The 21,492-nt window shown below is 75.6% G+C and carries 15 protein-coding genes; 8 read left to right on the top strand and 7 right to left on the bottom strand.

Going from position 1 to position 21,492, the window contains the following annotated elements:
* The first annotated feature begins 241 nt into the window (after positions 1–241).
* On the top strand, positions 242–2,968 hold the full coding sequence (locus tag ACFYU9_RS00365; protein WP_389340897.1) for an aminotransferase class I/II-fold pyridoxal phosphate-dependent enzyme: 2,727 nt from the start codon (positions 242–244) through the stop codon (positions 2,966–2,968).
* Positions 2,969–2,982: 14 nt separating this feature from the next.
* Here the strand turns inward: ACFYU9_RS00365 and ACFYU9_RS00360 are convergent, their stop codons facing one another.
* A complete protein-coding gene (locus ACFYU9_RS00360; RefSeq protein ID WP_389340894.1) occupies positions 2,983–3,624 on the bottom strand; it encodes a hypothetical protein in 642 nt (213 codons plus the stop codon).
* The gene (locus ACFYU9_RS00355) at positions 3,621–3,926 is read right to left on the bottom strand and encodes a hypothetical protein (RefSeq protein WP_389340891.1); all 306 of its coding nucleotides are present in this window, start codon (positions 3,924–3,926) and stop codon (positions 3,621–3,623) included. Before ACFYU9_RS00355 ends, ACFYU9_RS00360 begins: the two co-directional genes overlap by 4 nt.
* Positions 3,927–4,121: 195 nt before the next feature.
* On the opposite strand from ACFYU9_RS00355, the gene ACFYU9_RS00350 reads away from it, so the two are divergent.
* The 3 genes from ACFYU9_RS00350 to ACFYU9_RS00340 are packed head-to-tail and all read left to right on the top strand — an operon-like array spanning position 4,122 to position 9,036.
* Positions 4,122–7,712 carry a CHAT domain-containing protein gene (locus tag ACFYU9_RS00350; protein ID WP_389340888.1) on the top strand — a complete coding sequence of 1,197 codons (3,591 nt, stop codon included), beginning with the start codon at positions 4,122–4,124 and terminating at the stop codon, positions 7,710–7,712.
* Positions 7,709–8,371 carry a hypothetical protein gene (locus tag ACFYU9_RS00345; protein ID WP_389340885.1) on the top strand — a complete coding sequence of 221 codons (663 nt, stop codon included), beginning with the start codon at positions 7,709–7,711 and terminating at the stop codon, positions 8,369–8,371. Before ACFYU9_RS00350 ends, ACFYU9_RS00345 begins: the two co-directional genes overlap by 4 nt.
* The gene (locus ACFYU9_RS00340; protein ID WP_389340882.1) at positions 8,371–9,036 is read left to right on the top strand and encodes an RES family NAD+ phosphorylase; all 666 of its coding nucleotides are present in this window, start codon (positions 8,371–8,373) and stop codon (positions 9,034–9,036) included. The genes ACFYU9_RS00345 and ACFYU9_RS00340 overlap by 1 nt, the downstream gene beginning before the upstream one ends.
* A gap of 28 nt (positions 9,037–9,064) precedes the next feature.
* Here the strand turns inward: ACFYU9_RS00340 and ACFYU9_RS00335 are convergent, their stop codons facing one another.
* Genes ACFYU9_RS00335 through ACFYU9_RS00320 form a run of 4 tightly spaced genes read right to left on the bottom strand, consistent with a single transcriptional unit; the run spans position 9,065 to position 15,721 of the window.
* Complete coding sequence (locus ACFYU9_RS00335) at positions 9,065–9,565, bottom strand: FHA domain-containing protein (protein ID WP_389340879.1); 501 nt, start codon at positions 9,563–9,565, stop codon at positions 9,065–9,067.
* Complete coding sequence (locus ACFYU9_RS00330; RefSeq protein ID WP_389340876.1) at positions 9,562–11,610, bottom strand: AAA family ATPase; 2,049 nt, start codon at positions 11,608–11,610, stop codon at positions 9,562–9,564. Before ACFYU9_RS00330 ends, ACFYU9_RS00335 begins: the two co-directional genes overlap by 4 nt.
* Positions 11,607–13,352: a hypothetical protein gene (locus ACFYU9_RS00325; protein WP_389209377.1), complete on the bottom strand. Its 1,746-nt coding sequence runs from the start codon at positions 13,350–13,352 to the stop codon at positions 11,607–11,609. The genes ACFYU9_RS00330 and ACFYU9_RS00325 overlap by 4 nt, the downstream gene beginning before the upstream one ends.
* Positions 13,349–15,721, bottom strand: a complete 2,373-nt coding sequence (locus ACFYU9_RS00320) for a protein kinase (protein WP_389340873.1) — start codon at positions 15,719–15,721, stop codon at positions 13,349–13,351. The genes ACFYU9_RS00325 and ACFYU9_RS00320 overlap by 4 nt, the downstream gene beginning before the upstream one ends.
* 200 nt (positions 15,722–15,921) lie before the next feature.
* Here ACFYU9_RS00320 and ACFYU9_RS00315 point away from each other — a divergent pair, with 200 nt between their 5' ends.
* Positions 15,922–17,151, top strand: a complete 1,230-nt coding sequence (locus ACFYU9_RS00315; RefSeq protein WP_389340870.1) for a macro domain-containing protein — start codon at positions 15,922–15,924, stop codon at positions 17,149–17,151.
* Here ACFYU9_RS00315 and ACFYU9_RS00310 read toward each other — a convergent pair.
* Entirely contained in the window at positions 17,126–17,836 is a 711-nt protein-coding gene (locus ACFYU9_RS00310; protein ID WP_389209371.1) for a 4Fe-4S single cluster domain-containing protein, read from the bottom strand. The genes ACFYU9_RS00315 and ACFYU9_RS00310 overlap by 26 nt on opposite strands.
* 223 nt (positions 17,837–18,059) lie before the next feature.
* Between ACFYU9_RS00310 and ACFYU9_RS00305 the strand changes: the two genes are divergently transcribed.
* Genes ACFYU9_RS00305 through ACFYU9_RS00295 form a run of 3 tightly spaced genes read left to right on the top strand, consistent with a single transcriptional unit; the run spans position 18,060 to position 21,401 of the window.
* Complete coding sequence (locus ACFYU9_RS00305; protein WP_389209369.1) at positions 18,060–18,929, top strand: hypothetical protein; 870 nt, start codon at positions 18,060–18,062, stop codon at positions 18,927–18,929.
* A complete protein-coding gene (locus ACFYU9_RS00300) occupies positions 18,926–19,702 on the top strand; it encodes a hypothetical protein (RefSeq protein WP_389209367.1) in 777 nt (258 codons plus the stop codon). Before ACFYU9_RS00305 ends, ACFYU9_RS00300 begins: the two co-directional genes overlap by 4 nt.
* On the top strand, positions 19,677–21,401 hold the full coding sequence (locus ACFYU9_RS00295) for a hypothetical protein (RefSeq protein ID WP_389340867.1): 1,725 nt from the start codon (positions 19,677–19,679) through the stop codon (positions 21,399–21,401). The genes ACFYU9_RS00300 and ACFYU9_RS00295 overlap by 26 nt, the downstream gene beginning before the upstream one ends.
* Positions 21,402–21,492 lie beyond the last annotated feature (91 nt).

The raw sequence follows: 21,492 nt of genomic DNA, 5'->3' as shown, positions 1-21,492 counted from the left end.
AAGGATCATTCCGCTTGACCGGGGCCGATTCGCCAATCCTTTTCCGGGAGTACGGACTTGACGCCGCACCAGCATCGGGCGGGCCGGGCGGGCCGTGACCCGAATCACCCTCCCCACCCCTGGTCCGCCTTATCCGCCAAATGCCCTCATAGGGCACCTCATCCGCATTTCGTCATTTGAAGAGAATGCGGGAATATCGTCCGGTTTGCGGGATAATGCACCCCCACCTAGCATCGCCCTCATGGACCCCTCGAAGCCCGCCGTCTCCGCCTACAACAGCGTTTCGCAGCTGCTCACCGACCTCTGGTGGTCGATCGCGGACAGCGCGCGCCATCTGGCGATGCCGAACCTCGACCCCGTCGAGCAGAGCGAGGGGCAGGCGGCCCTGGAGCGCGGCCTCGCGGACGCCGACGTGCTCACGTATTACCTGAGCCGTCCCGGCCGGCAGGCGGCGGCGAAGCTGCGCGCGCTCGCGGTGCCCGACTCGTACCTGGAGCTCAGCCGGGAGGCGGAGCGGATCGGACGCAGCCTGATCGGCGACGTGCCGCTGTCGGTGACGGCGGTCTCGGGGACCGAGGCGCCGGCCGCCGACGCGGTGGAGGCGGAGGCCGCCGTCGACACCCGGCCCCGGTTCGACGTGCTGGTGGTGGCCGACCTCTCCGAGGCCGAGCAGGCCCGGATCGCCCGGGACCTGCGCGCGCTGCGCCGCCGGGAGGACCCCTTCGTCTACGACATCGTCGCGGTGCCGAGCTTCGTCGACGCCATGGTCGCGGTCCTGGTCAACCCGTGGATCCAGGCGGTCGTCGTCCGGCCCGACCTCCGCGGCCGGTCCGCGCTCGACCTGTCGCTGCTCGACGACCTGGTGCCCGCGCTCGACGTCCCGGACATCGACTTCTTCACGGCGGCGGAGCGGGCGAGGACGCTGGCGACGGCGGTGCGGCACGAGCGGCCCGAACTCGACCTCTATCTGGTCGAGCAGGCCTCGGTCGAGCAGCTGGCCACCGAGATCGGGCGCGACTTCGACTCGGTCTTCCTCCAGCAGGAGGACGTCCTCGACCTGCACCTGACGATCCTGCGCGGGATCGGCAAGCGCTACCGGACGCCGTTCTACTCGGCCCTGCTGCAGTACGCGCGCAAGCCGGCCGGCGTCTTCCACGCGCTGCCGGTCTCCCGCGGCAACTCGGTGGTCCACTCGCCGTGGATCCACGACATGGCCAACTTCTACGGGCTGAACCTCTTCCTCGCCGAGACCTCGGCGACCTCCGGCGGCCTCGACTCGCTCCTGGAGCCGCACGGCCCGATCAAGGAGGCGCAGGACCTGGCCGCGCGCGCCTTCGGCTCGCGGCGGACGTACTTCGTCACCAACGGCACCTCCACCGCCAACAAGATCGTCACGCAGTCGCTGGTGGCGCCGGGCGACGTGGTCCTGGTCGACCGCAACTGCCACAAATCGCACCACTACGCGCAGGTGATGGCCGGATCCCACGTCGCCTACCTCGACAGCTACTCGCTCGACGCGTACGCCATGTACGGCGCGATCCCGCTGGCCGACATCAAGCGCACGCTGCTCACGTACCGGCGCGAGGGCCGGCTCGACAAGGTCCGGCTCATCTCGCTCACCAACTGCACCTTCGACGGCGTCGTCTACGACGTCCAGCGGGTGATGACCGAGTGCCTGGCGATCAAGCCCGACCTGGTGTTCCTGTGGGACGAGGCCTGGTTCGCCTTCGCCCGCTTCCACCCGGTGTACCGGCAGCGGACCGCGATGGCGTCCGCGGCCGCGCTCGCCGAGCGCTTCGGCACGGCGGAGTACCGCGCGGAGTACGAGGCGCACCGCGAGCGGATCCAGGGCATGACCGACGAGGAGCTGGTGCACGAGCGGCTGCTCCCCGACCCGGACCGGGTCAGGATCCGCGCCTACGCCACGCACTCGACGCACAAGACGCTGACCTCGCTGCGCCAGGGCTCGATGATCCACATCTACGACGACGACTTCAGCCGGCGCAGCGAGGAGGCGTTCCACGAGGCGTACATGACGCACACCTCGACCTCGCCCAACTACCAGATCCTCGCCTCGCTCGACATCGGCCGGCGCCAGGTCGAGCTGGAGGGCTTCGAGCTGGTCCTGCGGCAGGTCGAGCTCGCGATGACCCTGCGCGACCGGATCGCCGGCCACCCGCTGCTGTCCAAGTACTTCCGGGTCCTCGCGAGCAGCGACCTGATCCCGGACGCGTACCGGCCGTCGGGCCACGCCGACCCGCTGTCCATCGGGCCGGTGGCGATGGAACGGGCCTGGCAGACGGACGAGTTCGTCCTCGACCCGTGCCGGCTGACCATCGAGATCTCGGCGACCGGCATCGACGGCGACACCTTCAAGCACCGGCACCTGATGGACCGCTGGGGCATCCAGGTCAACAAGACCACCCGCAACACGGTCCTCGCGATGACGAACATCGGGACGACCCGCAGCGCCGTCGCGCACCTGCTGCGGGCCCTGATCGGCATCGCGGAGGAACTGGAGGACGGGATCGAGCAGTTGGCGCCGGAGCAGCGGCAGGCGTTCGACCTCAAGGTCGACTCGCTGGCCCACGACCACCCGCCGCTGCCGGACTTCTCCCGCTTCCACGACGCCTTCCGCGCCGACTCCGCCGGCGAGGCGTCCGACGGCGACATGCGCAAGCCGTACTACATGGCCTACCGCGAGGAGCTCTGCGAGTTCGTCACCTCCGAGGAGGCCCGCCGCCGCCTCGACGCCGGCCGTCCGGTCGTCTCGGCGATCTTCGTCACGCCGTACCCGCCCGGCTTCCCGATCCTCGTCCCGGGCCAGGAGTTCAGCAAGGACATCCTCGACTTCATGGACGCCCTCGACACCAAGGAGATCCACGGCTTCGACCCGGTGCGCGGCTACCGCGTGTTCGTGGAGGCGGCGCTGGAGGAGGCGGCCGGGGAGCAGGGCACCGCGGCCTGACCGGGCCGCTCGCGTCACGGCGCCGCGCAGGAGGCCACGGCCTTCAGGGTGAGGACCCTCCTCAGGTCGACGGACACCTCGCCCGTCTCCGTCTTGAGCCGGAGCAGCCCCCCGGCGGTCGCCAGCGGTTCGCCGCAGGACGTGCCGGCCGGGGTGGTGACGGAGAGCAGGGGGCCGTCCTTCGCCGGGCCGTACCAGGTCAGGGCCACGGCCGCGGTCAGCAGCACCGCGCACGCCACGGTGGCCCGTACGCCGCGGATCAGCGCGCGGGCCGCGCGCAGCGCCTCCGCGTGTCCGGCGGTGACGGGCCCGGCGGGCAGGGTGCCCGGGACGGGCGCGGGCAGGGCGGAGGCGGCCGGGCGGCCGTGGGCGGCCCGCAGCAGCAGGACGCCGCCGCCGGCGCCGCACAGCAGCGCGCCGAGCAGCAGCCCGCCGACCAGCGCCCCGTACGGCGGCGCGAGCGAGCCGACGTCCGTGCGGCCCTTGAGCAGCCCGAAGCCGATCAGGCCGGCGAGCAGCGCCCCGAGGCCGTTGCGCCAGGCCAGGGCCGCCTCGCGGACCCGCGCCAGCTCCCCGCGCAGCAGCAGCCGGCCGCGCCGGGCGGCGATCAGATCGGCGGGGGTCCCCTCGGGGCCGGGACGCGCCTGCCAGCTCATCGCCCCGTCCTCTCAAGGAGGACGTTCCAGTACGCGCCGCAGCCCTCCTCCTCGTCGGGGCGCCCCTCGTGGTGCGTCTCGCACACGCACAGGACGGGCACCGTGACGGTGTGCGCGGACCGGCCGCCGGCCGGGCGGTCGCGGTAGACGCGGCGGGTGTAGGTGAAGTCGAACGGGCAGGCGCAGCGGGGGCAGGTGCCGCTGAGCACGACACCGTCCGCGGTGTCGGTCATCCGCAGCCGGGCGGTGTACGCGGCGGCGTAGCCGGCGGCGGTGACTTCGAGGTACGGGAGCACGGTCAAGGACGGTCGCCTTCCCGGATTGACGGACCAGGAGCCTTCGCTCCCCGATGCTGCCACGGCCGCCGCCGGTCGATCGGGGCCGGCCGGGCGCGGGCCGGTCGATTCCCGGGCGGCTTCCGCGCGCCCGCGCAAGCCCTCCCCGCGCGCCGGTCGATGGGGCCATGATGGTCCGTATCCGCCTGCCGGGGAGGGGTGTTGGGAACACGGGACGAAGCGGCCGACCGCGCCAGGGACTTGGTACGGCGCTCCGAGGGCGCCCAGGTGATGCCGGACCCGCAGGCCGCGGCGAAGGGACCGTCGGCCGCCGAACGGGACGTGCTCATCGAGGAGTTGCGGGACCTTCTGCCGCGGCTGGAGGACGTGCCGCCGGGCGACGGTGTGCTGCCGGCGGAGGCCCGGGCCCGGCTCGGCGCGCTGCTCGGCGCCCGCTGGACCGAGACCCGGGACGAGGCCGACCGCCAGGAGGCCACCGGTCTGCTGCGCCGGGCCCGGGAGGGCGAGCTGCTGGACGCCGGTGCGCGCACGGACGCGGCCCGTGACCTGCTCATCCTGCTGGTGGGCGGCTACGGCGAGCGGCGGCCGCTGGGCCCGGAAGCGGTCCAGAGCATCCTGAACGCCTCGGTGCCCGAGCAGCACGGCGGCCCCGGGCTGATCGAGTCCGCTCCCGAGATCGAGCGGCTCGCCCATGAGATCGCCGCGGCCCGGCGCGGCGGGATGCCGGCCGCCATGGCGGAGTTCCTGGCCTTCCAGACGGATCTGCAGGCGGCGCTCGCGGCCGGGGACGGTGCCGGGCTGCTGGGCCTGATGGACCGGATGGACACCCTGGACCAGGCGATGCTCGGGCCGATGGCGCCGATGGTGCGGATGCTCCGGCGCATGCTGCCGGAGTCGGTCGAGGAGATCCCCACCGCCGACGTGCGGCCTCCGACCCCAGAGGAGCAGCAGGAACTGCGGCCGCTGCTCGGGCTGATGGCCGCCGCCCTCCAGCCGGAGGCACTCTCCCAGGAGCAGCTCACCGAACTGCTCCGGGAGGCCGACGAGCCCCGGCCGCAGACGGGCCTGGAGATCTCGGACGGGATGCGCGCGATGGCCCGGGCCCTGCTCGGCGCCCGCTCCGGCGACCCGGACCAGCACCAGGAGGCGCTGCGCCTCCTCGGGCGGGCCGCGCGGGAGCAGGGGCAGGACGAGGACTTCGGCTGGTTCGTCCGCGGGGTGCTGCCCGGGGTGCTCGCCGGATCCTCGCTGACGAGCGGCAGCAGGCTGGACTTCGCCGTCGCCGAGCAACTGCTGCGGGAGTCGCTGGCGCCGGAGGCCGGGCCCATGGTCGCGCAGCCGCCGCCGGGCCGCCCCGGCGCCGACGACCTGCTCCGCTGGAACCGCCAGATGCTGCTGATGACCCGGGTGTCCCAGGCCGCCGACGCGGAGGACACGGACGCCCTGGAGGCGCTGATCGGAGACGTCCTCGACCTCCTGGACGAGGTCGAGGGCGGGGACGGGGAGGACGGGGACGGGTCCGGCCCGGCCGGCGCGCGGGCCGCCGAGCGCTTCATGCCGCTCTTCCTGCTGGGCTACGCCCATCTGGGCCTCGCGAAGGCCGCGTCCGACGCCGCAGCGCTGCGCAGCGCGGCCCACCATCTGGAGCAGGCGTACGCGGACTCCCACGCCTTTCCGTTCGCCCGCGTACTGATGGACGCGCTCTGGGCGCCGCTCCTGGCCCTCACCTCCTACCTCGATCCCGAACCCGAGCGGGTCGCCGCCGCCGTGGTCCGGGCCCGCGCGTCCCTCCAGGGCAATCAGGTCGTCGCCGACCAGCGGATCCGCACCCGGATGGGCATCGCCATGGCGCTCACCCTCCAGCACCGCACGCTTCAGGAGCGGGCGACGCCGGACCCGGGCCTGCTCGACGAGGCGCTCGCCGAGCTGGAGACCGCCCGGGGCGAGCTGACCGCCGGAACCGCGCCGGTGGCCGGCCCGCTGCTCTGGGACCTGGCCGAGGGCTATGCCACCCGGGCCGGCCGCGGCGGCGGGCCCGACCTGGCCAGGGCCGTCGCCGAAGCCCGCGCGTCGCTGCGCGCGACCGCCGCCGACGTGCTGCTCCAGGAAGGCGTGCAGCACGGCCTGGAGACCGCGCGCGGCGGGGCCAGGCGGGGACTGCTCGCCGCGGCCTGGGCCGTACGGGCGGGCCGGCCGGAGCAGGCGGTGGCCTGTCTGGAGGCCGGGCGCGCCCTCGTGCTCGCCGCCGCGGCCGTCTCGGCGACGGTGCCGGAGCGGCTCGCCGCGCTCGGCGAGGAGCAGCTGGCCCGGCAGTGGCGGGAGGCCCGGCCGGGGGCGGCGGGGACGGCCGCGGAGGCGGGCACGGCCGGGCTCCTCACCTCGGTGCTCGACGGTTCGCCCGGCGGGCCCGATCTGCCCAGTGGACTGCGCCGCCGGGTGCTGGAGCTGCTGCGCGGGCAGGGCGACGGGCGGGACGGCGAGGGGCCGGGCGTCGCCGAACTGCGGGGCGAGGTCGGCCGGTCGGGCGCGGACGCGCTGGTCTACCTGCTGCCGGGCGAGGCGGACGACGAGGGCTGGGCGCTGTTCCTGGTGCCGGACCGGGCGCCATGGGCGCTGCCGCTGCCCGCGCTGTCGGGGCGGGGGCGGGCGCCGGTGGCCGCCTATCTGGCGGCGGGCGAGGTCCGCTCCACGGCGCGGCGCGGCCACGAGCGCTGGGAGGCGGCGCTCGACGTGCTGTGCGACTGGGCCGGCGACGGGGTGATGGGGCCGGTCCTGGGCGAACTCGGTCTGTGGGAACGGGGGCTCGGCGAGGCGGGGCTGCTCGACGGGCCGGCCTCGGCGGCGCCGGTGCGGCTGGTCCTGGTCCCCTGCGGGAACCTGGGCGTGGTGCCGTGGCAGGCGGCCCGGCTCACCGTCCCCGACGAGTGGCGGGCGGCCGGCGCCCCGGCGGCGGTGCGGGCCTGCGAGCCGGTGGTGCTGACGTACGCCGCCTCCGGCCGCGAGTTCCTGCGCGCGGCGCGGACCCGGCGCCTCCCGGTCGACCGGGGGCAGGCGCTGGTCTGCGTGCCCGGCGAGCTCGAGACGGCCGAGGACGAGGTGCTCGCCGTGCACGACGCGTACTACCCGGACGCGGCGCTGTACGGGGAGTTCGACACCCTCACGTTCGACGCGCCGCCGCCCCGGGGCACCCCGGCCGAGGTGCTGGGGCTGCTCGGGGCGCGGGAGGCGGGCGCGGAACCGGTCGCCGTCGTGCATCTGGTCTGCCACGGCACGGCGGGCGCGGAGCCCGGCGCTTCGGTGCTCGAACTGGGTCCGCCCGACGGTGCGGACGACGAGGCGGGCCTGCTCTCGGTGACCCGGCTGCTCGACACGCCGGCCGGGCCGGCCGGGGCCGGGCGGCCGCTGGTCGTGCTGAGCGCGTGCGAGACCGACCTGAGCACCCGGGACCACGACGAGGCGCTGACCGTGACCACCGCCTTCGTGCACGGTCTCGCGGCCGACGCGGTCGGCTCGCGCTGGAAGGTCGCCGACGACGCCTCGGCCGTGCTGATGACCGTCTTCCACCACCATGTGGCCGCCGGCCTGGCACCGCCCGACGCGTTGCGGGCGGCCCAGCGCTGGATGCTCGCGCCCGCCGGACAGCGCCCTGCCGTCCGCGGTCTGACGCCGCACCTGCTGCGCATCGCGGCCCGGTCGGAGCTGACCGGGCCCGCCTTCTGGGGCGCCTTCATCCACCAGGGCAACCCGGCCCCCCGCGGCGAAGCACCTCAGGAAGGAGACCCGACCGCATGACACCCGACGACATCGTCGCCCTGCTCCGCGAGCACTGGCCGCGGACCGTCGCGGCTCTCGACCCGGCCGCCCGCGAGGAGCTCGCGGCGGTGCTGGCCGCACTGGCGGACGCCACGGGCGAGCGGGACACCCAGGCCGCGCTGCGCCGTCTGCGGCGGGTACTGCGGGCCCTGCCCGACGACCACCCGGTGGCGCTCGCGCTGCGGGAGGCCGGTGCCGTCCGCTTCTCGGGCACCTCGGAGACCCGGGTGGTGGACCGGGTCCCGGTGCTCGCCCTGCTCGCGGCGCTCCACGCGCCACCGGAGCGGGCCGCGGATCCCGACCCGGTCCGCGCCCGGCTGCTCGCCGCGCCCGCGCTGGCCGCCGCCGACGTCGCGGCCGCCCCGGGCGACCCCGGCCTCATCCGGCTGCGCCACCCCGAACTCGGTGACCGCTACCCGCGGTTCCAGTTCGCGGCGGACGGCCGGGACACCGCCCGGCCGCTGCCCGTGGTCGGCGTCATCAACCGCCTCCTGATGGCCGACCGGGATCCGTGGGGCGCCGCGGACTGGTGGCTGGGCGGCAACCGCTGGCTGCGCGGCGTACCGGCGGACCTTCTCGGCTCCGTACCGGACGAGGAGCTCGCCCGGGCCGCGCGCGAACTGGTGGAGGGTGACTGATGGTACGTCAGATCCCGCCCGCCGGCGTGCCTATGCGGCCCCTGACGCACACCGTGCCGGCCGGCACCCGGATGTGGCGGCTGCACCAGCACCGCTACGACGCGACCGCGTTCAACCCGACGCTGGCCCACGAGTTCTTCCGCGGCAGCCGCTTCGACGCCACCGAGAAGGACCCCTACCCCTACCTCTACGCGGCGCTCGACCCGGTCACCGCGGTCTCCGAGGTCCTGCTGCGTTCCGTCGAGTTCGACGACGTCACGGGCGAGCGCCTGGTGCCCTGGGCGCAGGCGTCCCGCTACCACCTGTCGGTGCTGCGCACCACCGCCGAGTTCCGCCTGGTCGACCTGACCTCGGCGGAGGGCCTGGCCGCGGTCTGGCAGGACGCCTGGCTGGTGGACTGCGAGGAGGAGGACTACGCCAAGACCCGGTACTGGGCCCGGCTGATCCGGGAGCACTGCGCCGGCGCGGCCGGCCTGCTCTGGCAGTCCAAGCGCTGCCGCCCCCGCCCCGCCCTCCAGCTGTTCGGCGACCGCTGCGGCGAGGGCCCGCTGCGCACCGAGCCGGACGCGACCCTGCGCCTGGACGTCCCGGCCGACGTACGGGAGGTGAACGCCCTCCTGGCGCCGCTGCGCGCCCGGATCTCGCTTCCCGAGGAGGACCTGTAGGCCGCCGGGGGCGATCCGCCGGGCACGCCTAACACCGCCGGCCGAGGGTCACCGTGCAGCTGATCCGGGCGCCGAGCCACACCCGGTCGCCGTCGGTCAGCGGGTAGGGCCGGCCGGCGATCAGGTCGGTGCCGTTCAGCCGGGTGCCGTTGACGGCGCCCGGCGGTTCCTCGGTGACGGTCGCGGTGCCGTCGGCGGCGACCGCCACGCTCGCGTGCCGCGCGGAGACCGTACGGTGCGGGCCGAGCGCGCCGGCGGTGCCGGGCGCCCACTCCGGGTCGCGGCCGAGGCCGGCGACCGTGCCGGGCGCGACGCTCAGCGTCAGGCCGACCTCCATGAAGCGCAGCACGGCGGGGCCGACCGAGGGATCCGGCAGCACGGCGACCGGCACGGCGGCCGGCGCCGCCGGGTCGGGTTCGTGGCGGCGGCGCGGCGGGCGCGGCGGGCCGTCGAGGTCCTCGTCGTAGTCCTCCCCCGCGTCGACGGCGTACCCCGACCCGTCCTCCACCTCGTCCCAGGGCGTGCTCACCGCTCCCCCGGCAGCGTCTCGATGTCGATCTCCACCTGTCCGTCCTCCGCCTCCCGGACCGCCCGCACTCGCAGGGTCTCGCCCGGGCCGGTCCCGGGCCGGTCGAAGAGTTCGCAGGCCAGCGGGTTGAGCAGATGGGTCTCCAGGATCATTCCGATGCCGCGGCCGCCGTTCCACAGGTCGCGGGTGCAGTAGGTGGCGAGCTGTGTCCTGGCCTCGGGCGCGATCTCCAGGTGGAGGCGGTGCTCGGCGGCCAGCTGGCGCCGGATGTTGCCGATCTGGAGGTCGAGGATCCGGCCGGCGGTCTCCTCGGTGATGAAGCCGAAGACGACGACGTTGCCGCCGATGCGGTTCATCAGCTCGGGCCGGCCGACGACCGCCTCGAAGTGGTGCTTGACGTTGCGCTTCACCCGCTGCGCCAGCTCGCGGTAGGGGGTGCCGGGTTCGACGATCCACTGGCGTTCCTCGGTCACCGGGTCGGTGCGCTGGACGCCCAGGTTCGAGGTGAAGATCAGGACGCACTCGCTGAAGTACGTGGTGACGCCCTGGCCGTCGGTGAGCCGGCCGTCCTCCAGGACCTGGAGGAACTTGTCCAGGACGCCCTTGTCGGCCTTGTCGATCTCGTCGAAGAGGATCACCCGGAACGGGTTGGCCCGCACGGCCGTGGTCAGTTCGCCGCCGGCCTCGAAGCCGACGTAGCCGGGCGGCGCGCCGACGAGCCGGTCGGCGGAGTGCGGGGCGGAGAACTCGCTCATGTCGAAGCGCAGATAGGCCTCGTCGCTGTCGAAGAGCACCGAGGCGACCGCCTTGGCCAGCTCGGTCTTGCCGGTGCCGGTCGGTCCGGCGAAGAACAGGGTGCCGCGGGGCCGGTGGCCCGGGCTGCTCGCCTGGGCGCCGGACAGGCCGAGCGCCGCCCGCTTGAGGATGGCGAGGGTCATCGACACGGCCGCGTCCTGGCCGAGGACCCGGGCGGGGATCTCCCGCTCGCCCGCGCTGATCCGCTTGCGGATCTCCTCGCGCCGCCACGGGTTCTTCTCCACGCCGAGCCGGTAGACGCGCACCGCGTCGGGCATCGCGGTGAACGGCATGTGCCGGGCGAGCGCCAGGTTGACGCTCTCCCGCATCGCCCGCAGGTTCAGGCCGGTGGCGGCCCGAGCGAAGGCCTCCACGTGATCGGCCCCGGCCGCCCGGGCGGCCGGCACGGTGGTGCCGGGCTCGGTCCGCCGCACCCGGCCGGTCTTCTCGGCGTGCTCGCGTTCCAGCAGCCCTGCCATCCGGCGCCGTTCGTCGGCGTCCGGCTCGGGAACGGCGATCGTACGGATCCGGTCGCTGCCGGAGACCAGCCAGTTCGGCAGGTCCCGTTCGCCGTCCGTGAGCCAGATGACCGGGTTGAACAGCTCGGGCGGCTCGCGGTCGGCGGAGGTGAGGGCGGCGACCTGGCCCGGCTTCACGAGCGGGGCGGAGTCGGCCAGTTTGAGACAGGCGACGAAGAAGTCCCGTTCGGCGTCGGTGAGCCGGCTCGGGTCGGAGGTCAGCCGGGCGGCGTGGTCGACGATCAGGGCGACCCGCAGCGGTTCCGGTTCGCGCCCGCTGCCCGGAGCCGCCTTGCGCTGCGCCCAGCCCTCCACCAGGTCGGTGAACTGCGGGACGACGTACTGGAGTTGCGGCGGCCGGTGGCCGCGGCCGGTGCGCGGCAGCGCGGCCGGTCCGCTCTCCGCCAGCAGGTGCCGGACCAGGTCCTGCTCGGGCCCGGCGACCACGCTGAAGCCGTCGATCTGGTCGTAGCGGACGAGCGCCTGGTAGCCCTGGGCGCGCAGGGCGTTCCACAGCACGGTGACGAGTCCGTGGTGCCGGTAGCCGCCGGGGTGGCGTACGAGGTGGAGGTCGCGGATGTTGCCGTAGAGGACGTACTGGGCGTGGACGCTGAGCGTGCCGGTCAGTTCCTCGACGAAGAGCGGGACGCGCCGCTCCGCCGGGGGCGCCTTGGTGAGGCGGTCGGGCGGGGCGGGGGCGTCGGCGGTGTTCCGGGTGTCGTACGTGCTCATCGGCGCGTGCTCCTCTGGTCGTCGCCCACGGTGCGTGCCCTGGGCCGGTCCGCGTCCGGCCGCCGCCGCGACGTCCGGGTGCCGTCCAGGTCCGCCTCGTCGCCCTCGCCCAGGACGATGGCGCCGTCCCCGCCGCGGACCCCGGCGACGGCCGTCCCGGTCTCGGTGAACTCCCCGCGCAGGTCGATGCCCCAGCGGCGCCCGGCCTCCCGCAGTTCCTCCAGGTGGCCCCGGGCCTCCTGGCAGCGCTGCCGGTCGAGGGCCAGGTCCGCGGCGGTGCGCGGCCCGTCGTGCTCGGCGTACATGGTGACCAGCTCGGTGGTGCCGTCGCGCACGGTGATCCGCAGCCAGTGCCCGGGCCACCAGCCGGCCGGCGTCAGGTCGAAGCACAGCGGTCCGTCGGCGTCCTCCGGGGCAGCGGCCCGGCCCGCGGCGGCCGGGTCGGCGAGCCGGGTGACGGCCACGCCGAGCAGTTCCCTGGTGTAGCGGCACTCCAGGTCCGTCAGGCGCTCCTCCACCTTCCGGTCCACCGCGCGCTGTTCGTCGGCGTCCAGCTGCCGTCCCTCCTCGATGACGGCCCGGAGCAGCTCGACCTCGGCCGCGGCCGGGGCCAGCGGCGGTTCGCCGGTCGGCGCCCGGGTGAGGAGGAGGTCGAGCTGGACGGCGGCCTTCTCGCACGCGGCGAGCCGGGCCCGCACCGCCCGGTTGGCGTCGGCGACGAAGCGGCGGGCCTCGCGCAGGTGGATGCGGGCCTTGGCCGGGCGCTCGGCGGCGGACTCGACGGCGTGCCGTACGGCGGCGAGCGCCAGCTCGGCGTCCTTGGGGTCGGCGCCCGGCTCCAGGAGGGCGAGCAGTTCGGCGCCCGACTCCTCGGCCTTGCGCCGGTCGAGTCCGTCGGCGGCGGGCGGCCGGGGCAGCTCGGCGGCCGGGGACACCGGGTCGGCCTGCCGGGCCCGTACGGCGGCCTCGCGGCGGGCCAGCAGGTGCCCGCGCCACTCCGCGTCCTCCGCTCCGGCGGTGGTGTGCAGCGCCTGCTCCATGGTCCAGCGCGCCTGCGCGGCCTCGGCCCGCCCCAGCGCCTCTTCCATCAGGGCGAGTTGCCCCCGCAGTTCGGCGAGCGGGGTGCCGGTGCAGGTGAGCGGGGGCGGCAGGTCGGGCTGCGGGGGCGGGGGCGTGTCCGGCCGGGTGCGGAAGGCGGCCCGGCGGACCCGGGCGAGCAGCGCGGTGCGGCGGGCGTTGGCGCGCACGGCCGCGAAGGCGGCGTGCTCCCACTGGGCGGTGACGGCGGCGGCGATCCGCTGGCCCTGTTCGAGGCAGCGCTGCTCGTCGGCGGCCTTCACGGCCGCGGCGGCGAGCACATGGGTGGCGACCATGGCGGCCCGGCCGACGAAGAGCGCCCCGCTGAGGGCGCCGAGGGCGACGGCGGCGGGTTCCAGGAGCTGGTGGAGGGCGTGGCCGGCGGCGTCCAGGGCGTGCGTGGCCGCCGTGTTGACGCCGTCGACGGCGTGCCCGGCGGCGTGCCCGGCGCCCGACCGGGCGCTGTCGGCGAGCTGTCCGAGGCTGACGGGGTCGTGGGTGAGGGCGCTGTCGGTGAGCGCGCCGTGGGTCGTCGTCGCGGCGTCGGTGAGGGTTCCGGTCGAGTGCTGGACGACGTCGCCGGTGCCGGGCAGGTAGCCGGTGCCGGAGTAGTCGACGGTCGGCACGATCTCGGCGATCGAGGGGTAGGCCATGCCGTAGCTCATTGGTTTCTCCCGGTGGGTGCGGCCGTTCGCGCGGGGCCGGCCGTTCGGTGCGGGCCGCCCTGCCGGACCGGAGCGGCCGGGCGGAGTGTCGGGGCCGTCGGGGCGGCCCGGTGGGCGGCGCGGGCGAGGCGGGCGTCCCGGGCGGTGCGCCGCCAGGCCCACCAGCGCTGCACGGTCCACCCGGTGAGGGCGACGACGGTCGCGCACGGCCAGGCCCAGGGGGCCCAGACGACGGCCCAAAGGCCGAGTGCGCCGAGGCCGACCAGGACCGCCGCGCCGATGGCGTTGCCGAGCCGGCCGCGGGAGCGGGTGGCGCGGGCGGGCCGTTCGCCGGTGCGGATGACGAGGCCGGCGAGGGAGCGCGTGGGGTGGTAGACGGGCGGGCCGATGTAGAGGGCGATCCACAGCTCCAGGGCGAAGACGATCGCGGCGGCAGGCAGCGCGAGCATCCAGGCGACGACGATCTCGGCCTGGTTCGCGTGGTTGAACAGGTCGGCGAGTCCGATGACGAACGTCCAGGGGGCGGTGGCCAGGGTGGCGCCGAGCAGGGCCCAGCCGAGGGTGGGCGGCCGGTCGAGGCGGCGCAGGACGGCGTAGCGGGCGTCGGTCTCCCGGGCGAAGAGCCGCTCCACGGCGGCGACGCGCAGGGCGTCCTGGCGCTCTTCGGCCTCCTGCCGGGCGAGTCCGCCGAGCAGGAAGGCCGCGAGCAGCCGCAGCGGGTGGTCGGGGTCGGCACGCAGGTCGCGGTACCAGTGCGGCGCCTCGCCGAGGCCCCGGTCCCAGGCGGTGCGGCGCAGCAGCCATTCGACGGTGCCCTCGGGCCGGTGGGCGAGGCCGAGGAGCCGGGCGTCGAGGTCGCCGGTGCGGCGCAGCAGCCGGGCGGCGGCGCGGCGGTCGGCCGGGCCGCCCTCGGCGAGCAGGTCGCGGGTGGCCGCCCGCCAGTTGTCGCGGTGGTCCTGCCAGCGCTGCTGCACCTCGTCGAGGCCCTCGCCTTCGGGCCGGGTGCTGAGCAGGGGCAGCAGCTCGGGGTGCCGGGCCAGGGCCGCGACCAGTGCGCGGGCGCGGTCGTCGCCGCGTACGGCCGCCGTCTCCAGGTCCGCGAGGCCGAGGGCGTCCAGGGGGAGGCCGTGCCAGGAGGCGGGCAGCCGCGGGCCCATCCAGTTGAGCAGGCGCAGCATGTCGGGCGGGCTCGGGGCGCGTTCGAGGAGCCGGTCGAGGAGTTCGGCGTCGTCCGGGGAGCCGCCGGGCGCCTCGGTGAACTGCCCGAGCCATTCGCGGAGCCGTTCGCGGCCGCGGCGGCGGGCGAGGAGGTCGTCGGCGGCCCGCCGGTAGTGGTCGAACTGGTGGGCCAGTTCCTCGGTGCTGACGACGGCGCGGCCGAGGAAGGGGAAGGGCTCGACGGTGGGGCGGGGCGGCAGGTCCTCGGGCGCGGCGCCGACGGTGCGCGGCGCGACCGGCGGGTCCTCGCCGGTGAGCCAGCGGCCGACCTGTTCGGCGCCCCAGCGGTGTTCGGGGGCGCGGGTCAGCAGGCCGTGGCAGAGGGCGCGCACCCGGGGGTCGGTGACGAGCGGCAGCTCCGGGTCGTGAGTGGCGATCTCCGCGAGCACCTCCTCGTCGCCGCGGAAGTCGATGGGGTGGCGGCCGCCGGCGAGTTCGGCCACGACCATGCCGGCGGACCACCAGTCGGCGGCCGGGGTGACGCTCTGCCGGTGGGTGCTGGCCTCGGGGGCGAGGTAGAGGGGTTTGCCCTTCCAGGCGCGGCGGCGCGGGACGTCCTCGTCGCCGCCGGTGTGCACGGCCGCGCCGAAGTCGACGAGGACGAGGTCGAGGCGGTCCTCGCGCTGGGCGCGCACCACGAGGTTGTCGGGGGTGACGTCGCCGTGCACGACGTCCTCGTCGTGGACGGCGCTGAGCGCCTCGTAGAGCTGGGTGATCACGCCGTGGAGCAGGGGCGCGGGCAGCGGTCCGGGGTGGCGGGCGTGGTAGTCGGCCAGGGTGGTCTCGCCGTAGGAGGGGAGCAGTTCGTACGGATGACCGTCGGCGGTCCCGTGTTCGAGGACGCGTGCGACGTGCGCGCCGAGGTCTTCGCCGAGCGCGCGGCGCACGCCGGGGTCGGGCGCGTAGGCGCGGTGGTACGTCTTGAGGACCAGCGGCACGTCGGCGTCCCGGTGCCGGGCCTCGCGGTCCTTCACGCGCAGCACGACGGCCTGGGTCGGCGCGACCCCCCTGCGCAGGAGTTCGGTGAGGTCGAGGCGGCCGTCGAGGGTGGCGGGGACCCGGTCGAGCCGGGGGCGGGTCTCCTCGGGGCCGCGGTGGGAATCGGCGCCGAATCCGTGGTCGTCCCATTCGGTGGGCGGGACAGTCGTCATGACGTCGGCCTTCCGCCGTACGGGAAAGTGTGAAAACGGGCGGGGGAATTTTCAGGAGCATTCACGACATCCGACCCGAACGGGCATTGTTCGAATTTCTCGTCCGCGCAACCTTTCGCGCACAATCGGAGAAGATCATTCCGGCCGGTTCGCACACCACCCGGCCCCTGAATCGGGTGACCGGGATTATCGTGTCGGCCATGAGCCCCGGCACCGAACCGCCCTCGCACGAACGCCTGACCGAGGAACTGCACGCCCTGCGCCGCCCCGGCCTCGCCGCGCTCCGCCGCATCCGGCCCGAGGCCCTGGCGCGGGCCGCCGACGCGGCCGGTTTCACCGCCGGCGGCACGGACGAGGCCGCCGCCATCGAGGCGCTGCTGGAGGCGGCCGTACGACGACTGGCGGCGGCGCCCGGTCCGGACGGCGAGGCGGCCGGGGCCAACGGGCCCGGTCCTTCCGGAGGTTCCGGCGCTTCCGGTGCTTTCGGTACCTCCGGTGCTTCCGGCGCGCCGGTCCGGGAGCCGGGCGGCGCTCGGCGGGGCGATCCGCTCGGCCGGGCCGCGGCCCACACCTTCGGACTGCTGCCCGGCCTGCGCGGCACCTCGGCCCCCGAGCGCCGCAAGGCCGCCGCGGCCGTGTACGGCGTCACCGCCGAGCGGTTCCGGCGCGGTCAGGAGCAGGAGGTCATCGCCGAACTCGCCGGCGCCGTCCTCGCACTGGCCCGCACCGGCCCGGCCGGACCCGCGGGCGGCGGCACCCCCGCGGCGCTGCCCGATCCCCCGACCCGCGCCGCCGGACCGGAACTGCCGCCGGCCACGCTGCGCCGCATCACCGTGCACGTGTCCTCCATGGAACTGCTGCGGGACATCGACATCCTGGTGTCCTCCGAGAACACCCATCTGGAGATGTCCAAGACCTTCCGGCCGACCGTCTCCGGCGCCCTGCGCCGGGCCGCCGCGATACGCGACGGGGCCGGTGAGATCACCGACGACGTGCTCGCCCGCGAGCTCGCGGACTGGCTGCGCGCCCACGGCCGCACCGGACTTCCGGTCCGGCCCGGGATCGTCGTCCCCACCTCCCCGGGCGCCCTCGCCGAACGCGGCGTGCGCCGCGTCTACCACGCGGCCGTCGCCCGCCCGCTCGCCGACGGCACCCGCTACCACGTCGACCCGCAGACCCTGGCCGACGCCGTCGCCGCCGTCTTCGCCCTCGCGGACGCCGAACGCGACGCGTACGACCCGCCGTTGACGTCCCTCTGCTTCCCGCTGCTCGGCTCCGGGCAGGGCGGCCTTCCCCCCGTGAAGGCCGCCCGCTGGCTGCGCTGGGCCGTTCAGGAGGAGCTGCGCCGCCGTCCCCACTGGACGGTGCACTTCGTGGCCCGCGACCCCGAGCTCGCCCAGCTGTTCAACGACGCCAGCTCCGCTCCCTGAGCCGCAGCCCCCGCTCACCCAGCCACCTTTCGTAGAAAGCCAGTTCACCTCGGGCCGGCACGCCCAGGAGATGGGCGGCCGGAGCCTCGCCGGGCCGCCCGGCCGGCTCGACCACCACCTGCACCGTGGGGCCCTCCGCCCGCCGGCGCTGGTGGGGCGCGTAGCGGGCCCGGCCGAGCGCGGTGCGCGGGAGCAGCCGCTGGTTCGCCGACCCGCGCCAGACCAGGGCGGTCGGCTCGGCGATCCGGAAGCGTCCGGCGACGACCGCGTCCGCGTGCCGCAGGGCCCGCAGCCGGGGCGGATCCCACTCGTCCTGCTCGTAACCGGTGTAGACGAGGAAGTCGGCACGCGAACCCCCGTGTCGCCCTCGCGTGCCGCTCCCCCGCTCCCGCTCCGCGGCGTCGCGCAGCCGGTCCGCGCCCGCGAGGAACGCGGCGAGCGCCGGGGCCTGTTCGAGCGGCTCGCCACCGCTCACGGTGAGCCCCTGCGCGCCCCGGTCGAGCGCGTCGCGCCACAGGACGAGCAGTTCGTCCACCGACGACTCCCGGCCACCCGCAGCGTCCCAGGTGTGCCGCGACATGCAGCCGGCGCAGGCCAGCGGACAGCCCTGGAACCACACACCGAGACGCCGGCCAGGGCCGAGCGTCTCCAGCGGGAAATGCGTCCCGCTGATTCTGATGCGCATCACACCTCCCCCGATGGACGGGAATCGAGTATCAACGCAATTGGCCGCCCGCCGCAAACGCTTCGGGAGAATAATCCGGTCGTTTTCCGGGCGGCAACCGGGTGACTTCGGGGAACGGCTTCCGCGCTCTTCAAACCTCTCGAATTCCGGGCTCCTTTCTGCTTTCCTTCGGCTACTGTCCTCCATCCGGAACGAGGATGCGGAGAAGGGGGAATCCGTCGTCATGATCGCCACGGACCAGATCAGGGGACCCGCGCGCCGGGCCCGGCTCGGGTGGTTCACCGCCCGCCGGGCGCGCCGCCGCGGCCGGCTCGACGCGCCCGGGCTGCGCCCGCTGCTGCCCGCGCTGCCGGCCGAGCCCGGCGAACTCCTCGATCTCCCGGACGTCGTGACCCCGTTCGCGATGGAGGCGCGGGCGGGCAGCCTGCGGGCGGTGGCCCAGTTGCGCGCCCGGCTGCTCGGCGACCAGCGGCGGGCGATCGTCCGGATCCACGAGGAGTCGGTGCGCGTCGTCACCCAGTACGACGTGCGGGCCCAGCCCAGTCCGGCCGCGCTCGCCCGCTACGGCGCGCTGGTCGGCGCCTGGCGCGCCGACGCCGAGGTGTGCCGGGCCCGGGCCGTCGCCCTCACCCACGAGGCGAACCAGCGGCTGGCCTGCTACTGGGACGCGGTGTGGCTGACCGTGCAGACCGCCCGGGCCGAGGAGTACCGGCGCGCCGAGGAGCGGCGGCGGGCCGAGGAGCAGCGGCGGGCGGAGGAGGCCCGCCGCGCGCAGCTGCCGGGCCGTCCGGTGGCGGTGACACCGGGTCCGCGGGCGCCGGAGCCCGCCGCCGGGCCCGTTCCCGCCGGCCAGGAGGGCCCGGGCTTCCCTCCGTTCACCGCCCGGCCCGCGCACTGGCTGCCCGGCCGGGTCACCCTCGACGACTCCTGGAACGACGTCGACGCCTGGCTGCTCGACGGCGGCGCCCCGGCCGAGGCCCCGCCGGTGCGCGTCCGCACGCCCGCCGTCGCCCGGGCCCTGGAGATCCTCGACACGCAGGCGCACCACGGGCGGGTGGCCGCCGCCACCGAACACCGGAGGGGAACCCGATGAGGTCGCACCACCACCCGAACGACCGCCCGCGCCGCCCGCGCGCCCGGCGCCTCGCCCGGTCGCTCGCCGCCCTGCCGGTGCTCGCGCTGCTCGCCACGACGACGGCCTGCTCCAGTGACAAGCCGGAGGCCCTCGACACGGCGTGCGCGGTGGTCGTGGACGGGTCGGGCTCCGGCTCAGCGAAGAGCGGCTTCGACGCCAAGGCCAAACTCGACGCGACGATCGTGCCGTTCATGAAGGAGCGGCACTGCGGCACGATGGCCTTCGCGCCGATCACCGGCTCCTCCCAGGCCTCGCCGTGCCGCGTCAGCGACGTGGACCTCGATCCGCCGGCCCAGACCACCGACGACGTGACGGCGATCCGCCAGGAGGCGCAGGTGCGGGCCGTGATCGGCGCCCGCACGATGCTCACCTGCGCGCAGAAGACCAACAGCGGCTCCGACGTCCTCGGCGGCCTCGCGCGCGGCGCGCGGGCGATGCCCTCGGGCGGCGGGTCCAAGGCGCTGCTCGTGGTCAGCGACTTCGAGCAGTGGGACCAGCAGTTCGGGCTGACCGCCAAGTCGATCGCCACGCCCGAGGCGCGCCGCACGGCCGTCGAGAAGCTGCTCGGCCCGCGCGGGGTGCCGCCGATCGACGGCATGGACGTCTATCCGGTGGGCTACGGCATGAGCCGGCAGGCCAAGCCGGGCGAGTACGAGCCGTTCAACGCGTTCTGGACGGAGATCATGGTGGAAAGGGGCAAGGCGCGTGTCCACGACGACTACCGGCGCTGACCCGGAGCCGACTCCCCGCCGGGCGCGGTTCGCCCGCCCGTTCCGGCGCCGGACCGGTGCCGGCGCGGACGGCGCGCGGGGTGCCCAGGCGGCCCCGGCCGGGGTGCGGCGGGTGCCGCTGGTCACCCAGAACAGGAACGAGGAGCGCGTCCGGGCCACCGCCCGTGAGCGCGGCCGGGCCGTGGCCAGGGAGGGTGTGCTCGACCCGTGGGTCCTGGTCAGCGGCGACCGGGTGCCGTACCTCTCCGAGCTGGCCTCCGTGCGCGACCATCTCAACGCCCGGATGGACCAGGAGGCCCTGGAGGAGGAGACCCGGGCGCGCGCCGAGGACGCGCACGCGGCGGCGGTGGCCGAGGACGCGTCGAACGAAGTGCGGCGGATCGACCGGGAGCTCGGCGAGAACGAGCGGTGGCTTCAGACCAACCGCCGGCAGCTGGACCGGCTCGCGGCCGAGGCCGTGCGCGGCGAGCGGTTCCGGGACGGCGTGCGGCGGCGCGTCGAGGCGCGCTGGCTGCGCGCCCGGTTCGGCGACGTCGCCCTCGACGAGGGCACGGACGGACCCGGGCGCGGTGCGGACCGGGCCGCCGGGGAGGCGGACGCCGACGGCTCCGTGGGGCCCGGTGCCGGCGGTGAGGCGGACGGCGGCAAGCAGGCCGAAGCGGCCACGGCGGCCGGGACCGCCCGACCGGGCGAGGACGAGGAGTGGCAGAGCCTCGACGCCGATCCGGCGGCGGCCGGCGCGGCCGGGCCGGGCGCGCGCCGGGACCCGGCCGAGGCCGGGCCGGAGGACCCGTACGCCGATCCGTTCACCGGACTGGACGCCGGCGTGCGCGAGGAGACGGACGCGGCCCGGTGGGAGGGCCTGCCCCACCGGCCCGGACTGCCCCGGTGGATGGTGTGGGCCCTGCTGCTCGTCATCGCGGCGGTGGAGGTGCCGATCTACTGGATCGCCTTCCAGCCCTTCCACGGGGCCGGCAGCACCGAGTCGGACGCCCTGTCCGGCACGCTCGCCATCTCGGCGGCGATCGTCATGGTCGTCGTCCCCCACCTGGCCGGCCGCGCCCTGCGCGCCCGGCCCGCGACCGGCGCGGCGCGGTGGGCGAACCTGCCGGCGATCGCACTGCTCGGCGCGTGGGCCTTCTCCACCTGGGCGCTCGGCTATCTGCGCTCCAAGCTGGTCTTCCGGCACCGCGACGCGCAGACGCTGCCCACCGACCTCGGTGACGTGGCCGGGCTCGACCTGCGGCCGCCGCCGACCCTGGTGGACAGCCTGCACCTGGAATTCACCACGGTCACCTGGATGTTCGTCACGCTGCTCGTGCTGTCGGGCGGCATCGGCCTGCTGCTCGGGCTGCTGCGGGAACACCCGTATCTCGACTCCTACCGCTCGCACCTGGAGCGGGGCGCCCGGCTCCGGCGCGACCGGGAGGCCGCCGTCGCCGCCCTGGAGCGGGCGCGCGCCGTGCAGCAGTCGGCCGCCGACCGCACCCGGCTGCGCGCGGAGACCAACCGGGCGCGGCAGCGGGCCACGACGGACCTGTACGAGTCCGCGGCGAACGCGTTCCTGATGGGCGTGGCCGAGGGCTCGCGGGATCCGGCGGTCACCGAGGCGGCCATGCGCCTGTCGAGCAGCTGGCCGCTGCTCCCGTTCCGGAACGCCGCGCCGGAGCGCGCGGGCGGCGGCGGCCGGAACGAGTAACTCCGCGGCCCGTGCGCACATGTCGCGGGCCGCCGCCGCCCTTCTAGCGTCGAGGAGGTAAGCGGAAGGCGCGAAACGAGACGGAGCGTGA

The organism is Streptomyces sp. NPDC004327, assembly GCF_042873935.1.
Lineage (GTDB): Bacteria > Actinomycetota > Actinomycetes > Streptomycetales > Streptomycetaceae > Streptomyces.
This window is presented reverse-complemented; position numbering and strand designations above follow the sequence as displayed.

Bases quoted from the DNA above. Each gene is read 5' to 3' on its own strand.
- ACFYU9_RS00325 (WP_389209377.1), bottom strand. From the start codon at position 13,352: ATGAGCTACGGCATGGCCTACCCCTCGATCGCCGAGATCGTGCCGACC.
- ACFYU9_RS00330 (WP_389340876.1), bottom strand. From the start codon at position 11,610: ATGAGCACGTACGACACCCGGAACACCGCCGACGCCCCCGCCCCGCCC.
- ACFYU9_RS00310 (WP_389209371.1), bottom strand. From the start codon at position 17,836: ATGCGCATCAGAATCAGCGGGACGCATTTCCCGCTGGAGACGCTCGGC.
- ACFYU9_RS00345 (WP_389340885.1), top strand. From the start codon at position 7,709: ATGACACCCGACGACATCGTCGCCCTGCTCCGCGAGCACTGGCCGCGG.
- ACFYU9_RS00300 (WP_389209367.1), top strand. From the start codon at position 18,926: ATGAGGTCGCACCACCACCCGAACGACCGCCCGCGCCGCCCGCGCGCC.
- ACFYU9_RS00360 (WP_389340894.1), bottom strand. From the start codon at position 3,624: ATGAGCTGGCAGGCGCGTCCCGGCCCCGAGGGGACCCCCGCCGATCTG.
- ACFYU9_RS00315 (WP_389340870.1), top strand. From the start codon at position 15,922: ATGAGCCCCGGCACCGAACCGCCCTCGCACGAACGCCTGACCGAGGAA.
- ACFYU9_RS00320 (WP_389340873.1), bottom strand. From the start codon at position 15,721: ATGACGACTGTCCCGCCCACCGAATGGGACGACCACGGATTCGGCGCC.
- ACFYU9_RS00305 (WP_389209369.1), top strand. From the start codon at position 18,060: ATGATCGCCACGGACCAGATCAGGGGACCCGCGCGCCGGGCCCGGCTC.
- ACFYU9_RS00365 (WP_389340897.1), top strand. From the start codon at position 242: ATGGACCCCTCGAAGCCCGCCGTCTCCGCCTACAACAGCGTTTCGCAG.
- ACFYU9_RS00340 (WP_389340882.1), top strand. From the start codon at position 8,371: ATGGTACGTCAGATCCCGCCCGCCGGCGTGCCTATGCGGCCCCTGACG.